7 protein-coding genes are annotated in these 16279 nt (G+C 52.5%); 3 read left to right on the top strand and 4 right to left on the bottom strand.

Annotation, left to right across the window (positions count from 1 at the left end; all coding sequences use genetic code 11):
- Positions 1-3: 3 nt before the first annotated feature.
- Together O9H32_RS03880 and O9H32_RS03875 are read right to left on the bottom strand one after the other, a co-directional pair.
- Positions 4-2403: a 3-hydroxyacyl-CoA dehydrogenase/enoyl-CoA hydratase family protein gene (locus tag O9H32_RS03880; protein ID WP_269864513.1), complete on the bottom strand. Its 2400-nt coding sequence runs from the start codon at positions 2401-2403 to the stop codon at positions 4-6.
- Between the two features lie 64 nt (positions 2404-2467).
- Entirely contained in the window at positions 2468-4654 is a 2187-nt protein-coding gene (locus O9H32_RS03875) for a (Fe-S)-binding protein (protein WP_269864511.1), read from the bottom strand.
- Between the two features lie 340 nt (positions 4655-4994).
- Here O9H32_RS03875 and O9H32_RS03870 point away from each other — a divergent pair, with 340 nt between their 5' ends.
- The 3 genes from O9H32_RS03870 to O9H32_RS03860 are packed head-to-tail and all read left to right on the top strand — an operon-like array spanning position 4995 to position 7415.
- Positions 4995-5576 (top strand): TetR/AcrR family transcriptional regulator, encoded by a 582-nt coding sequence (locus O9H32_RS03870; RefSeq protein ID WP_269864509.1) that lies wholly within the window; start codon positions 4995-4997, stop codon positions 5574-5576.
- A 28-nt stretch (positions 5577-5604) separates the two neighbouring features.
- A complete protein-coding gene (locus O9H32_RS03865) occupies positions 5605-6372 on the top strand; it encodes an electron transfer flavoprotein subunit beta/FixA family protein (RefSeq protein ID WP_269864508.1) in 768 nt (255 codons plus the stop codon).
- A gap of 59 nt (positions 6373-6431) precedes the next feature.
- Positions 6432-7415: an electron transfer flavoprotein subunit alpha/FixB family protein gene (locus tag O9H32_RS03860; protein ID WP_269864507.1), complete on the top strand. Its 984-nt coding sequence runs from the start codon at positions 6432-6434 to the stop codon at positions 7413-7415.
- A 531-nt stretch (positions 7416-7946) separates the two neighbouring features.
- On the opposite strand, the gene O9H32_RS03855 is transcribed toward O9H32_RS03860, so the two are convergent.
- Entirely contained in the window at positions 7947-8318 is a 372-nt protein-coding gene (locus O9H32_RS03855; RefSeq protein WP_269864506.1) for a hypothetical protein, read from the bottom strand.
- 5 nt (positions 8319-8323) lie between these two features.
- Complete coding sequence (locus O9H32_RS03850; protein ID WP_269864505.1) at positions 8324-16279, bottom strand: S8 family serine peptidase; 7956 nt, start codon at positions 16277-16279, stop codon at positions 8324-8326.

Genomic DNA, 16279 nt, shown 5'->3' with positions numbered 1-16279 from the left:
TGGTTAGTTGCGCAGCGCTTTGCCTTTGGACAGCATGTGGCTCATCCGCGCCTGCGTCTTCGGCTCGCCGCAGAGGCTGAGGAACGCCTCCCGCTCGAGATCGAGCATGTACTGCTCGGTAACCATCGTGCCTGCCGGCACATCCCCGCCCGCCAGCACGTGCGCCAGCTTCTTGGCGATGTGCAGGTCGTGGTCGCTGATATAGCCGCCCTGCCGCATGCCGAGCGCACCGAGCGTCAACACGGCTTTGCCTTCGGAGCCCGCCACGCGGAACTTCTCCTCGCGGATCGGCTCGTAGTCCGATCCCGCCAGCTGCAGCACCGTCTGCTTCGCTTCATAGATCAGGTGGTCCGGGTTCGCGACGATCCGGTCGCCCGGCTTCATCAGCCCGAGCTTCTTGGCATCGTGCCCGCTGGTGGATACCTTCGCCATGCCGACCGTCTCGAACACCTGGTTCAGGTACGGCTGGAGGTCGCTGTCCGGATGCGGGTTGTTCTGTGCGATGCGCAGCGCGAACTCCTTGCAGCCGCCGCCGGCCGGGATGACGCCCACGCCGACCTCCACGAGGCCGTAGTACGTCTCGGCCGCCGCCACGATCCGGTCCGCCGGCATACACGCTTCCACGCCGCCGCCTAGGGTCATCCGGTGAGGCGCCGCCACGACCGGCTTCTCGAACCGTTTGACCTTGTACATCGTGTTCTGGAAGAGACGGATGATGCCGTCGATCTCATCCCATTCCTCGTCCTGCGCTTCCATCAGGAGGATCATGATGTTCGCCCCGACGCAGAAGTTGCGTCCCTGGTTCGCAATGACGAGGCCGTCGAAGCCGCGCCGCACTTCCTCGAGGCTCTGCCCGATCATCGTCAGGATGTCGGCCCCGATCGCATTGTTCGGCGAGTGGAACTCCAGGCAGGCGATACCGTCACCAATGTCGATCAGGGAGGCGCCGGCGTTCGAGCGGACGACCTTGTTCTGCTCCTTGAGGCTGCGCAGCGAGATGACTTCCTTCGGCTGGTCGACCGCCGTATACGCACCCTTATGCACATAGAACGTGCGGCCTTCCTCCTGGCGGTAGAAGCTCCGGTTGCCGGCAGCAATCCACTCCTTGACCCACGCGGGAACGGTCAGGCCCTCGGCTTCCATCCGGTTCACGGACCTTACCAGGCCGATCGCATCCCACGTCTCGAACGGGCCGAGCTCCCAGCTGAAGCCCCACCGCATCGCTTCGTCGATCTCCTGCACCGTATCCGCGATCTCGCCGAGCCGCTCCGCCGAGTATACGAGCACGAGCTTGAGAATATCCCACGCGAGGTCCGAATACTTGTCGCCCGCGCCGATCAGCGCCTTGACCTTCTCCCTCGCCCCCTTAGCGAGCTTCGCCGCTTCGAGCGAGCCCGACGCCGCCTTCTTCTGCGGGCGGTACTCCATCGTGCCAAGGTCCAGCGACAGAATCTCGCTGCGGCCGTCCTCGCCCTTGCGCTTCAGGTAGAAGCCCTGGCCGCTCTTCTCGCCGAGCCAGCCCTTCTCCACCATCCCCCGCAGCACGTCAGGCACGGTGAATACCTGTTTCTCCGCCTCATCCGTTACGTGTTCGAACACATTATTCGCCACATGGACGAACGTGTCGAGACCGACGAGATCCAGCGTCCGGAATGTCGCGCTCTTCGGCCGGCCCATCGCAGGCCCGGTCACGGCGTCGACTTCCTCGACTGTGAAGCCCTTCTCCGTCATCGCCTGCAGCGTGACGAGCAGGCCGTAGGTGCCGACGCGGTTCGCGATGAAGTTCGGCGTGTCCTTCGCCGTCACGACGCCCTTGCCGAGCACCTTGGAGCAGAACACCTTCATCTCTTCGAGCAGCTGCGGGTCCGTATGCTCCCCGGGGATCAGCTCGAGCAGCTGCATATAGCGCGGAGGATTGAAGAAGTGCGTGCCGAGAAAATGCCGCTTGAACTCCTCCCCGCAGTCGGCCGACATCGCGTTAATCGAGATACCGGACGTGTTCGACGAGACGACCGTGCCCGGCTTCCAGTGCCCCTCGATACGCCGGAGCAGGTCTTTCTTCACCTGGAGGTTCTCCACCACGACCTCGATGACCCAGTCGGCTTCCCCGATCACGTGCAGATGATCCTCGAGGTTCCCCGGCGTGATCCGGGCTGCGAAGCTTTCGTCATACAGCGGCGCTGGCTTCGTCTTCGCCAGCCTGGCGATGGCGCCGGACGCGAGCCGGCTGCGGACCGCCGGACTCTCCAGCGCCAGCCCCTTCGCCTCCTCCTCGGGGGTCAGCTGCCCCGGTACGACATCCAGCAGGTGGCACGGGATGCCCACATTGGCCAGATGGGCGGCAATGCCCGACCCCATAACTCCCGAACCGATGACGACCGCTTTGCGAATGCTTTTGCTCATGGATACGTTCCTCCCTAATCCCATTGTCAAAGTTCTGTATCGGATACAAGCATGCTTCAGGTTTTCAGTTGGAAGAGCTGCTGCTTGGGACACTGTTGTTGGACGGCTTAGGAGCTGTGCCGAACACGGATGCCTCCAGAAGCTCGGCGATGTCTCTGGCCTTCACGCGGTCTTCCGCTTCCTTCATCTTCGTACCGTCCTCCACCATGGTCAGGCAGTACGGACAGGCGGAGGAGATCACCGTCGGATTCACCTGCAGCGCCTGCTCGGTGCGGGCCACGTTCACCCGCTTGCCCGACGTCTCTTCCATCCACATCATGCCTCCCCCCGCACCGCAGCACATCCCGTTCTCGCGGGTACGCTCCATCTCGACCAGCTCGACGCCCGGGATCGCCCGGAGCACATTCCTCGGCTGGTCGTACACATCGTTGTAGCGGCCGAGATAGCAGGAATCGTGATACGTAATGCGCTCGTTCACTTCGTGCTGCGGCTTCAGCTTGCCTTCGCGGAGCAGCCGGTCGAGCAGCTGCGTATGATGTAAGATCTCGACCCCCGCCAGCCCGAATTCGGGATATTCGTTCTTGAATGTATTGAACGTATGCGGGCATGCGGTGACAATCCGGCGGACGCCGTACTTCTGGAAGATCTCGATGTTCTCCTGGCACAGCTGCTGGAACAGCATCTCGTTGCCGAGCCGGCGCGGCGTGTCTCCGGAGTTCTTCTCCTCGTTGCCGAGGATCGCGTACGAGACCCCCGCTTCGTTCAGCAGCCGGACCAATGCCTTCGTAATCTTGCGCGAGCGCAGGTCGTACGAGCCCATGGAGCCGACGAAGAACAGGTACTCGAAGCCCGGGTGATCCTTCACGGTCGGTACCGGGATGCCTTCGAGCTCGCCGGTCCACTTCGCCCGGTCGCTGCGCGAGATGCCCCACGGGTTGCTCTGGCGTTCGATGTTCTGCATCGCCCGCTGTCCCTCATGTGGCAGGCTGCCCTGCATCAGGACGAGATGGCGGCGCAGGTCGATGATCTTGTCGACATGCTCGTTGGCGACCGGGCACTGGTCCTCGCAGTTGCGGCACGTCGTACAGGCCCAGATCTCTTCCTCGGTCATCACATCGCCGATCAGCTCCATCTCCTGCACGGGCTTCGGCGACGGGACCCAAGTCTTCTTCTGCCAGTCCAGCGTAGGCTGGATGTCCGTGAGGCTCCCCGGAGCGGCGGCGAATTCGACGTCCGGTCGTTCTTCGGCGGCCCCATGGGGCGTACCGCCCGCGAAAGCGAACTCGGGCACCCAAGGCGAATTCGATGTGATCGCCGCCCCCTTCTCCTGCAGATGGTCGCGCAGCTTCGTGATGAGGTGCATCGGCGACAGCGCCTTGCCTGTGTTGGAAGCGGGGCACACGTTCGTGCAGCGGCCGCATTCGACGCAGGCGTAGAAGTCCAGCATCTGCTTCTGCGTGAAGTCCTCGATCTTCCCGACCCCGAAGCTCTCCGCCTCTTCATCTTCGAGATCGAGCTTCTTCAGCTTGCCGGCCGGCTCCGTGCGGCGCAGCCAGATATTGATGGGGACCGTGATGATGTGAAAATGCTTGGACTGCGGCACATACACAAGGAAGCTCAGCAGCACGATCAGGTGCATCCACCAGAAGACGTAGAACCAGGCTTCGGCCGCCCCTGCCGAGATGCCCTGCAGCGGAGCCGCCAGGGCCGAGGAGATTGGCGCGTACCCGGAGGGGCCGTGTCCCTGCCAGAGCCGCTCGAAGGTCAGCGAGAGCAGGACCGACAGCATCAGCGAGAAGATAAAGAACACGACGATGCTGGGCTTCCAGCCTCGCTTGAGCCGGGCCAGCTTCTCCCCGTACCGCCGGTACGCCGCATACCCCATCGCCGCCAGCACCAGGAACACGGTGATCTCCTGCAGGAGGTTGAACGCGTGATACCCCGGGATCGGCAGCGGAGTGCCGCCGGTAAGCCCTTTCACAATAAGATCGAGCGCCCCGAACTGCAGCAGGATGAAACCGTAGAAGATGACGATATGCATGATGCCGCTCTTGGGGTCTTTCATTAATTTCCTCTGGGCGAACACTTGGGACAGGAATTCGCGGATGCGCTCCCCGCTCTGCTCCTTGAAGGGTGATGGCTGCCCCAGCAACAGATACAGATACCGGTGATAGACCGCTTTGTAGAACAAGTACAGCGCATAGCCCGTGATGCCGAGGAAGAATACAAAGTTGACGATCTGCCACACCATTCGCTCTCCGTCCTTTCCTACGCACTGGAAGTCCGGTTCCGCCCCCCATATAGCGGGGTGATGAAACCGCTTGCAATGTCCTCGCAAAAAAATCTTATGACGATAACCGAGCTCTGCCTCCCTCCGCCCGTACGTACAAGGACGGGCCGGGATTCGCATACACTGTAATAGAACGAACATGCCGATCAAGAGACTTCCCTAAGGTATATGTGGCGGCTGCCGGAACCTTGCGGAATCTTGCTCAAAACACATTGACAATTCCTGCGGTATCTCATAAGATTAAGAAAAATGAATGAGTATTCATTCACTACACTTAAATCTTAACACCGGGGTGACCTCATTGGCAAGTAGGAAAAAGGAAAAATACGATCTCATTCTCGAAGCGGCCCTGAAGGTCATTGCGGAGCACGGGTTCCACGGCTCCCAGGTGTCCAGGATCGCCAAGGAAGCCGGGGTAGCCGACGGCACCATCTACTTGTACTTCAAGAACAAGGAGGACATCCTCGTCTCCCTCCTCCGGGAGAAGCTCGGCGACCTGGTCGCCCTGTTCAACACCTCCATCCACGAAGGGGACTCCGCGGAGGAAGCGCTGCGCAAGATCTGCGAGATCCATTACACGGCGCTGGAGGAGAACGTGCATCTGGCTCATGTCGCGCAGATTGAGCTGCGGCAGAGCTCTCTCGAGCTCCGCAGGGAGATCGGCCTCGCGGTGAAGCCGTACATCGAGCTTATCGAGGATGTCATCCGCAGAGGGATCGAAGCCGGCACGTTCCGGCAGGGTCTCGACCCCAAGGTGGTCCGGCTGCTGATCTTCGGCGGCATGGATGAGGTCGTCACCTCGTGGCTCATCGCCGGGCGCAAGTATTCGCTCTCGGAGCAGGCCGGCAAGACGATGGATTTCTTTTTGAGAGGGCTGTCTTAGTGTCCTAACCTAGAGAGGAGCGAAGTCCATGAATATCGTGGTACTGATGAAGCAGACGTTCGATACCGAGGAGAAGATCGTGATCCGGGGCGGCGAGGTATCCGAGGACGGGGTCAAGTTCGTGATCAACCCCTATGACGAGTACGCGGTAGAGGAAGCGATCCGCCTGAAGGAAGCACACGGCGGGACGGTCACCGTCCTATCGGTCGGCCCGGACCGCAGTGCCGAAGCGCTGCGCACCGCCCTCGCCATGGGCGCCGACGAAGCCGTGCTGGTCAGCGACGGGCGCATCGCCGGCGACGAATACGGCGTCTCCCGCGTCCTGGCCGCCTACCTCGGCGGACAGTCCTTCGACCTCGTGCTCGGCGGCAACTTCTCCGTCGACAACGGGGCGGGCCAAGTCGCCGTCCGTACGGCGCGCCTGCTGGACATCCCGCACGTGTCGTCGATCACGAAGCTCGAGGTCAGCGGTACTTCGGCGACGGTCTTGCGCGACGCCGAAGGCGACACGGAGACCGTCGAAGTGACGCTCCCGGCGCTGTTCACCGCCCAGCAGGGCCTGAACGAGCCGCGCTACCCTTCCCTGCCCGGCATCATGAAGGCGAAGAAGAAGCCGTTCCGTACACTGACGCTGGACGACATCGGGCTCACGCTGGAGGATATCGCTCCACGCACCGAGCGCGTCACGCTGACGCAGCCGCAGGAACGCGGCGCCGGCCGCGTGCTCCAAGGCGATCTCAGCGCACAGGCAGCCGAGCTGGTACACCTGCTCCGCACCGAGGCGAAAGCGCTTTAATATTCGAATGTGCGCTGTACCCTGTCTCCAATCCCATTCGACCGAGGAGGACGTAAGCGATGAGCAAAGTACATGTGGTTATAGCGGAAAGCCGGGGCGGCAAGCTGCGGCAGGTGGCTCTCGAGGCAGTGCAGGCGGCGAGACTCGCGAGCGGCGAGGGCGACCGGGTGGCCGCCGTGCTGATCGGGGCCGGCGTCGGCGCGCTGACAGGCGAGCTGAGCGGAGCAGGAGTGGATGCGGTACACGTGATCGACAGCCCCGAGCTCGAGCTCTACAACCCGGAGGCCTACGGCGCAGCGCTGAATGCCCTGCTGGACCGGCTGCAGCCGGAGACCGTGATCTTCGGCCATACGGCCATCGGCCGGGACCTTGCTCCCGTGGCGGCCGCCCATCTGCAGGCCGGGCAGATCTCCGACGTCACCGCCATCGAGCAATCCGGCGGCGACGTGCTCTTCACCCGGCCAGTGTATGCCGGCAAGGCGTTCGAGCAGAAGAAGCGCACGGGCGGCGCGCTCGTCGTGACGATCCGGCCGAACAACATTGCGCCGGCCGCCGCAGGCGGAGCATCAGGCGCAGCCGCCGAGGTCGTCGCCGAGACGTACGACGCGCCGGCCTCCCTGCGCACCGTCGTCAAAGACGTCGTGCGCAAGATGAGCGGCAAGGTCGACCTCACCGAGGCGAAGATCGTCGTCTCTGGCGGGCGCGGCGTGAAGAGCGCCGACGGCTTCCAGCCGCTGGAGCAGCTCGCCGAGGTGCTGAACGCCGCCGTCGGCGCTTCCCGGGGCGCCTGCGACGCCGGCTACTGCGACTACGCGCTGCAGATCGGCCAGACCGGCAAGGTCGTCACGCCGGAGATCTACATCGCCTGCGGCATCTCCGGGGCGATCCAGCATCTCGCCGGCATGAGCCAGTCGCGTATTATCATCGCGATCAACAAGGATGCCGAGGCGCCGATCTTCAAGGTGGCCGACTACGGCATCGTCGGGGACCTGTTCGACGTCGTGCCGCTGTTGACGGAGGAATTCAAGAAGGCGCTGGCGTAGGGGTTGGTTGGTATGACAAGGAGCCGCACGGCTGAGTGCGGCTTCCTTATTTACACCAGCGAACAAAAAAACGCCAAGCGATACTCGCAAGGCTATTGCTAAAATTAGACCTATATTCCAAATTGCCCAGTTAGGAGTTTATATAGCAGATAGATGCTGATAATAATTGAGATTACTCTTGATATTTTATAGCGACGGATAGTCAAGCCAAGTGCGGCACCTCATCCATGTAGGCTTCGTGAGCTGAACGCACCCGAGGCATATAGGAGGGAAGTGGTTAATGAGTAACCACCTTCGCTATTTGGCTATCGGCATATGACTAGTCCTCCCAGCCCAAGGCTTTGAGAGGAGCTGTGCTACAAGGAATCATTGAGGAAGTTCCCCCCATAATTTATGTCAACTGGCTCGTTGTTGGATTCCGACATAGTAATTCATTCGGCACTGGGTAGGGTCATTCAGATAGCCGCCGCGACGAACATAAAAAAAGAAAACCACAACACGAGGTCTAATCGCATTGTGGTCAAACTAAAATCATTTTTTATCAGATTGATATATCCATTTTTCTCCAAATCCACCTTGAAGAGCAGTCGGATTATCGGCGTGTATGTTATTTACAACATTCACGCCTCTATACCAAGCTACATGTTCAGTGTCAGACTTTCTATAAATTATTTTATAGACCACATTACTTTTGTTATAATCCTCAACAAATGGACTGATTTGGGCATCTACTTTCTCTATTTTTACTACTTGGCCTCCGTTGGAAGAGATAACTTTTCTTATTTCTTCCTCATGCTTCTTTTTGAGTGAGTTTAGATTTAATACCAACGCGATAGCAGTTATCCCCATAAGTATTACGAAAATAATAAACATCCATAATGATAACTTCCGCTTAAATAACATCTTTTTTACCACCCTTTTCCACCAAACATGTTAGCAAATTCTGCGTAACTTGGAGCACCATTATATGCAGGATAAATTATAATGTTTTCGTCTGGAGTAGCATTAAAGGGTAAATCATAAGTTGTGCTATACTCCTTTTCAAATGAGGTGCCCAGTGGAATTACATCCAAACTTACTCCACCGCCCAAGCCAATCCCTTGACTTAACTCAACATATTTTTGGTCAGACTTATAAGTAAACTCACCAATTAATATTGCCCCCCCTGAAACCCCTGCATTTGTTGTAGTGGGTGACATTGTTCCATTCAAATCACTTGATATGGTATGGTTAACCATCAGTCCCCCACTTGCACCAACAGAACCTCCGGCACTAGCAGTAAAATATAACTTTACTGTATTACCCTTTACTTCAACACCAAGTTTACCTCCAACAAACATGCTCGCTGACCCTTCTAACTTAACCGATAGAGAATCTGCAACTTTTGATCCTGACCTAATCTTTTCCGCCCAATCATGCATACTCTCTTGATATTTTTCCCATGTACTAACATCATCACAGCCTGAGCATGTTAATCCTGTTGAGTTTCCTGCCTTAATATTATTTATATGTTCTTGAGCCGTCCACCAATTTGTTTGCGCAGTTTGAATAAACGATGCAGGGTTTTGGTCTCCTGTTGGCATTGGCAATGCCGCACCAAAACTATCTTTCATATGTCCAGTAGGGTCTTTATACCTTAACGGGCTATTCTCCACATAAGTATAAAGATTCAAACTTAACGGGTCATCAACTCTTCCAGTATACGAATCCTCAGTAATAAACCGAGCGATCTTCGAATCATAGTATCTTGCATTCAGGTAGTACAAGCCTGTTTCTTGATCATACTGATATTCCGCATACCGATGCAAGCTGTCAATCTTGGAAGATTCCGTTGCCGCATTGCCATTGGCATCAAAATACTTGTTCATGGATTCAATCGGTGTGCCAAAAGCATCATAATCAAATGTCGCTCTTACCTGCCCGTTTGAATCAACTAATGCGGTAACGTCGTGATGCCCATTATACAAGACATAAGCACTTTCATCATCGACTTGTCGCATTAGCAAGTTGTTGCCTTGGACATTTCGGGCCGTTTGTTTACCCTGTTCATCCAGCTCGAGAATGACCTTAGCCTGATCATAGACAAACTTTGTGGCAACCCCATTATCAACTTTCTCTACACGATACCCTTCGGCATTGTATTCATAAGTTACAATGTGCTCACCAGCCGATGATTTGCTCATCTGATTCCATACGTCATATTCATAACTAGCCGTCCCTTTGACAATGTCTGCAATTTTAGGATTTGTCAAAGGTTGACCCATAATGAACATTCCGAAGCTGGATTGTACAGGATGCAGTGGATCAATTTTTTTATGTTGTTCGAGCATCCGGCCAATCATGTTCCCATTGAAATCCCAAGTGAATTTGACAATATTCTTCTGACCGCTCGATGATACTTCCGTTGTCGTTAAGAGACGGTTCTGTTCATTGTATGCATAGGTCGTTGTTTGAACAGAAGTACCAGCCGTTACCTTCTCTGTCACTCTATTGCCTGAAGCATCATAAGTATACTCCGTCAACTTACCGTCAGGCTCTTGTACGGACTCCAATCGATTCAATGAATCATAGGTAAATTGAGTTGTTCCCTTATTTACTCCATGCATCATCTCCGTCTTGGAAATCTGGTTATACGAAGCATCATAAGTATAACTGTAAGAGTCAAGTACACTGGATCCTTGGTAATTCAACAGTGTGCGCAGCTGATTATTTTTGTAGTACGTATATTCTTCCTTGGAACCGTTAGGATAAGCGACGCTCTTCGTACTGCCATTATCATTATAAACATAGACAGCGGTAGGGTTGTTGTCTGCTCTAACTTCTACCAAGCGGTTCGCTTTGTCGTATATCTTCGTCGTCTTATTCCCCTTCACATCCGTCATCTCTTCGGAGACATACCCGGGGGTCAATCCGAATACTTGATCGAACAAATGTGTGGTTGTTCCTACCTTCGGTTCAGATAAGGAAGTAACTCTGTTCCTTGCGTCGAAGGTTCGGAAAGTCGTACCGGTAATGTCCGACATGCTTAATGGATTGCCGTTATTATCATAGGTATAGGACTTTTGCTCCTTTTGTTGGGAGCTCTTCTCCGATGGGGTGACTATCTCCGACAGCTTCCTGCCGTGGATATCATAAGAGTACTCCGTGACATTCCCGTTTCGATCCTTCTTGGTGAGCAGCAGCCCATTCGGAGAATAGATATTAGACTCAACCTTCTCGTCCAGATACTTATATTCACTCGGATTGCCCGTTCTGCCACCATCATCAATTTTGCGAATCAGCAGATTCCTCGCATTATATTCATAGATCGTGGTATTTCCTTTACCATCCACCTTGGCCAGCATGCTCCCGTTGGCATCATAGGAATATGCCGTGACTTCCCCTTTCGGGTTGGTTACCTTGGATACATGTCCCATCGGATCGTATTGATAAGAGGTCACATTGCCGCGCCCATCTATTTTGCGAGATACTTGTTCGTCCTGGGCATAGTCTTGTTCTGTTGTTAATCCTTCAGGATCGGTAGTCTTAATGAGCCTATTGTTCCTGTCATAAGTAAATAATGTTACTTCATTGTATACATCATAGGCATGAATTTGAGCATCGCTGGCATTATACTCTACTCTTTGGATCGTTTTCCCAAAGGCATCCCGCTTCTCGATAAGTCGATTCAACGGATCATACATGAAGATTTGAGAATTATTGAGCCAGTCCATCTCAGAAGTTTTATTACCGTTCAGGTCATAAGAATACTTTGTAGATTGCGTGGTTTTCTTGCCATTCAGATCGGTAACGGATATTTTTTTGTCAAGAAGCTTATTTAGCTTATTATACGTACTCTCTGTCGTATTCCCATTACCATCCATCTCGAATCGTTTGTTCCCGTTCCGGTCATACCCGATGGAGTTAGTGATGATGTCCTTACCATCTTGCTGCTGTTCAGTAGAAGTAAGAACGCGTCGTTCAAAATCATATGTTCGGAGTATGAGCCGATGCATGGAATCCAATTGACGCACCATATTCCCGAATAGATCATACTGCTGTTCGACACGCAATTCCCCTATGGTTTCATCTCCTGGCAAAGTAGTAATACTTGGTTTACCAAATGCATTATTCTGATATGAGAATTTATTCCCATTTCCGTCCGTTTCAGAATTTAATCTTCCAGCCAAATCATAAGTGGAAGATTTCAAAATCTGATCCGGGGCATTCGGAGAGGTTCTGGTAAACGCGGCAACCTCGCGCCCTGCATCATCGTAATACTTCCCTTTCACGAAACCCTGGCTATCAATTACTAGGAGTTGTCTTCCTGCTCCGTCGTACACATACTGCGTTGTAAACTGCCCATTTCTTTCTTGGCTCACCGGATCAATCACAGTCTGAATTCTACCTGACAGGTCATTGTTGTACAGCTTGCCATAGCCTGATCTGATGTGAGCATCGATCGTCTCACCGATCCCCGCCTTGTAACCTTCTCCGTCAAGCTCCTTCGTAACCTTACCGTTACCGTCATACTGGTAAGCCTTGGATACTTTCTCGCCCCATCTCGTCTCCCACTGGAAGGTCTTCTCATCGACATAGGATTCATTGAACTTATCGAACTTGGCCTTTACGCGATCCATACCGTCATACGCATATTCGGTTCTATTCAATTCGGTCAGCGGTTTGGAAGGATCGTAATTAGCCGGAGAAACTTCAATAATTTTGCGGTCTGCTCTGTCATACTCGAAAGCGGTAACTCCGCCTTGCGGGTCAATGATTTTAGTTGGAAGCCCCTTGCTGTTGTATTCGTAAGTTGTTTCATTGCCGTTCGGATCGGTCTTGGTCGAAGGATTATTCTTCCAGTTATATGTCTGTGACTGAGAGATTACGACCTTATTACCAAACTCGTCATATCCCGGCTTATTTACACTCGTCTGGCGATCTAAGGCATCATAAGTGTTAGTGATCGCACTTCCATCCGGTGCAATTTCTTTAACCAAGTTGCCATTCGAATCATATTCGTAGGATGTGGTTAATACAACGTCTGTCTGATCTTCCATGTCATGCCCGTCCAAGTCTCCCGCTCTTACATGCAGTAACTTGGTAAGCGGCTTGCCGCGTTGGTTGTTGACATACTCCGTTACATCGGAGGTAGATTCCGTAGTGTACAGCTCTTCCCGAATAAGGAAACCGTCCTTGTCATATTGCATGTACTTCTTTTTGCCGGCCGAATCCATTTCGGATACAGGATGTCCATTTCCGTCATAAGTGTAGCTTTTGACGATCAGACGATCCTTTACCGGAACACTGTACAGGGCTACATTGTCCTTGCCTTGTTTGTCTTCCTGCTTATGCCCGGCCAAATCGTAAGTGATTCCAGAATACATATAGGAAGCATTATCGACTTGGACCCATTGGTCTGTCTGACGCTTCATGACATCATACTTGTAGTAAGTTGTCCCCCCTGCGCCATTGGTAGTCGACTTTACGATACGATTAGGATAATACGTATTCGTGATTTTGGAACCATCCGGATTCACTTGTTCAATCAGTTGTCCTGCATAATCATATATTTTGGTAGTCGTGGCTTTCTCTGTATCACTGAGGAGCCTAGATTCGGACTCCTCCCTCGTACCATTGTCCAAAGCCTTATAGGCAAATTCCTTTTGAAGCACGGGTTCTGCATCCGCACTCGCTTTGAAGAACTCTCTGATCTTCCGCTTCATGTTGTCATACTCATACAAATAAACGGAGCCATTGGGCTTGGTCTCGGAAGACAAATTCCCCAACATGTCATACACATACTCTGAGGCATAGCCGAACGCATCCGTACTTTTCTTGATTTGTCCGCTTGGGTCATACTCGGTCCGCAACCCTGTGTTACCATCCCGATAAGTTTGGCTAGGAGAGGCATCGTTCAAGCCATCACTTGATACTTGATATTGGTTGGGTTGAATCTCCTGAACTTTGCGGCCCTGATTATCATATAGAATCCGTGTCGTCTCCCCCTGGGCCATGACACTCTTCACCATATTGCCAACCGAATCATAGCTGTACTGGGTGATGAATCCTCCGGGAGAGACCATCTTCAGTACGTGACCGATCATATCATTGGTATAGGTGGTTACGTTGTTAGCCCCATCCTTCTTCGAAGCTTTATTTCCATAACCATCATAAGTATAGACGGTAGCATTGCCTGCCGCGTCAGCTTCCATCTTCAGCAAACCCTTACCCTTGTAACCCAGTTGAGATGCTTCATTGTCGCTGTAGTATTCGAACCTTTGAATGGCGAATTTGCTCTCGTCAGCAGCTTCGGAATATACGTCCGTCCCATTTAGCGGCCGCGCTTTCTTAATCAGGTTACTCTTGCCCACATCGTAGACGTAGTACGTCATATTGCCGTTCTCGTCTTGCTCGGAGATCAAGTTATTCTTGGTATCATACGTATAATTGCTGGTACTGGCATCCGGGTTTACGATTTTCGTGATGTTCCCTTGTTCACTCCAAGTATACTCGGTCTTATTCCCATAACGATCGGTAATGGTTTTGATCTCACCGAATTTGTTGACCCCATCGGTCAAATTATACTCTACTTTGGCAGACTTTCCTTCCGGGTCGATCGTCTCTTTGACATATTGCTGCGCATCAAATTTTTTAGTTATTGTTCTTCCTGTACTATCCGTAATGGTAGTGCTTGTTGTACCGATCTTGTAAGTATCGACCTTACCAAAGACATCCGTATGAGTTACAACTTTTTTTATTGAACCATTTACTTTTGTGTCATATCCCAGTTTTTCTAATACACTATTGTCTCCATCCTTAATAACCGTTAAATAGTTATCTCCATCATATTCATACTCAGCCTTCACATTTCCATTGGGATCGATAACTTTTGTTAATCTGTTAAATCCATCGTATTCGTAAGAAACCTTCCTACCCATCGGATCGGTAATGGAGGATAACAAATTAGCGACATTGTAGCTAAGTGTATACGTCCGCGAGGCACTATCCGTGATTTTACTAACCTTGCCGCTAAGGTTCAACTCTACAGTAGTAGTATTACCATTCTTATCTTTAATGGAGGCAAGCAGTCCAGCCGTATTAAATTCGTATACCGTCTGGTCGGCATTGGTAAAGGTAAAGGTATTATCCTTATTTTTAACCAAAGCGCCATGCGAATTATATGACTTATAGACATCAGGAGCATCAGAAGTTGTAAAGAAGGCGTGGGTTTCACCAGACGGAAGCTTAACTACTCCTTTTTCCACTTTGCCTTCATAACCGAAAGTCCACCCTCTGCTCAACATCTTGCCCGATTTCTCATCTTTGGAGTTATAAATTCGGTTCATGGATATTCCAATGCCTGGACTATCCACATACAGATCTACAGCGGATGTAGAGAAGTTTCCCGTAGCGACACTTACTCCTACCTCACCATAGTGTATTTCTTCGAGCAGTTCCGGACTAATTGCTGCATCCAGTACGCCAACCACACTTGATCCTTCGCTGCCTTTATCTGTTTCAGTCGGTTTGTTATCCTGAACCACTGGCGGTTCCGAAACATTCGTGTTTTTCAAAGCAGCTGCTGCGTTGACCATTCCTTGGGTCGAGACCAGTCCTTTCAATTTGGGCAGTTGACTTACGCTGCCTTTAATCCGATCAGCGATCTGCTGCGGAGTTAGGTCCGGATATAAGCTTTGAATTAGCGCAGCTACGCCAGTAACCACCGCCGTTGAGAGAGAAGTTCCATTAGCATACTCATATTGATTCTCAGGTACCGTCGAGAGGATGCTTACGCCCGGTGCAGCAACTTGTACTTGTCCTCCGTAGTTAGAGAAACTTGCCAGGAGACCTTGGTTGTTCAGTGCCGCTACGGACAGAACATTCGGCAGACCAAAACTGGCCGGATAGATCGGATTCTTGGCTGTGTCCTGGCCGTTATTCCCGCTGGCACTGACGAACAGGATCCCGCTTTCTTCTATTGCCTTCTGGAGAGCCAGATTGTTGTCTGGCCCACCGAAGCTGGCATTGATTACTTTGACGCCCATTCGCTTGGCATACTCGATAGCCTCAATAGCATCCGACGTATAGCCGGTTCCATTGCTGATGAATTTGAGAGGGAGCAGCGATACTTCCGGCGCTACCCCTTTAATTCCTGCTTGATCACCAGCTGCAGCAATGACACCAGCCACACTAGTCCCATGTTTGTCTTCCGCTCCATCATAAGTAGAACTGTCATGATTGGCAAAATCCCAACCCGAAGTATCGTCAATATAACCATTGCCGTCATCATCCATGCCGTTGCCTGGCTTCTCACCGGGATTGTGATACATATTCGGTTGCAGGTCCGAATGGTTAGCGTCGATCCCTGTATCCAATACACCGACCACTACAGAAGAACTTCCTTCCGTGGATGCCCAGGCTGCTTCTGCCTGAATATCGATACCGGAAGTTCCGGCCTGACCATTGACTGTCTGCGCTTTGTTTGAGAGCGCCCACTGCTCGCTATACCGTGCATCCTGCGGAACACTTGCTGTTGCAAGTTTGAAGTTAGGCTGCACATACTCTACGGCCGGATTGCTTTTCAGCTCCGCAATCGTTTTATTCATATCATCGTTGTTGGAGATCTCGATGACTTCTTTGGTTTTATTCTTATACTTCTTTTTGGTAGTTACTTTTTCCAGCTTTAGCTTCGATTTCACGTTTGACTTAACCGACTCCGCCTTGGAAGGGTCTTTGTACTTGACGATAATCTCGGTCTTGTCTCTGGTTTTCGGTTTATTTTTGGAATATTCTGCAAACACTTCATTAAACGGGGTTAACGTAGATGTAAGAATAAGCACGCTCGTTACAACATGTATAAGGATCTTGTTGGAATGCCTCAT

It is taken from the genome of Paenibacillus caseinilyticus (assembly GCF_027533645.1).
GTDB classification, from domain to species: Bacteria; Bacillota; Bacilli; order Paenibacillales; family NBRC-103111; genus Paenibacillus_G; species Paenibacillus_G caseinilyticus.
This window is presented reverse-complemented; position numbering and strand designations above follow the sequence as displayed.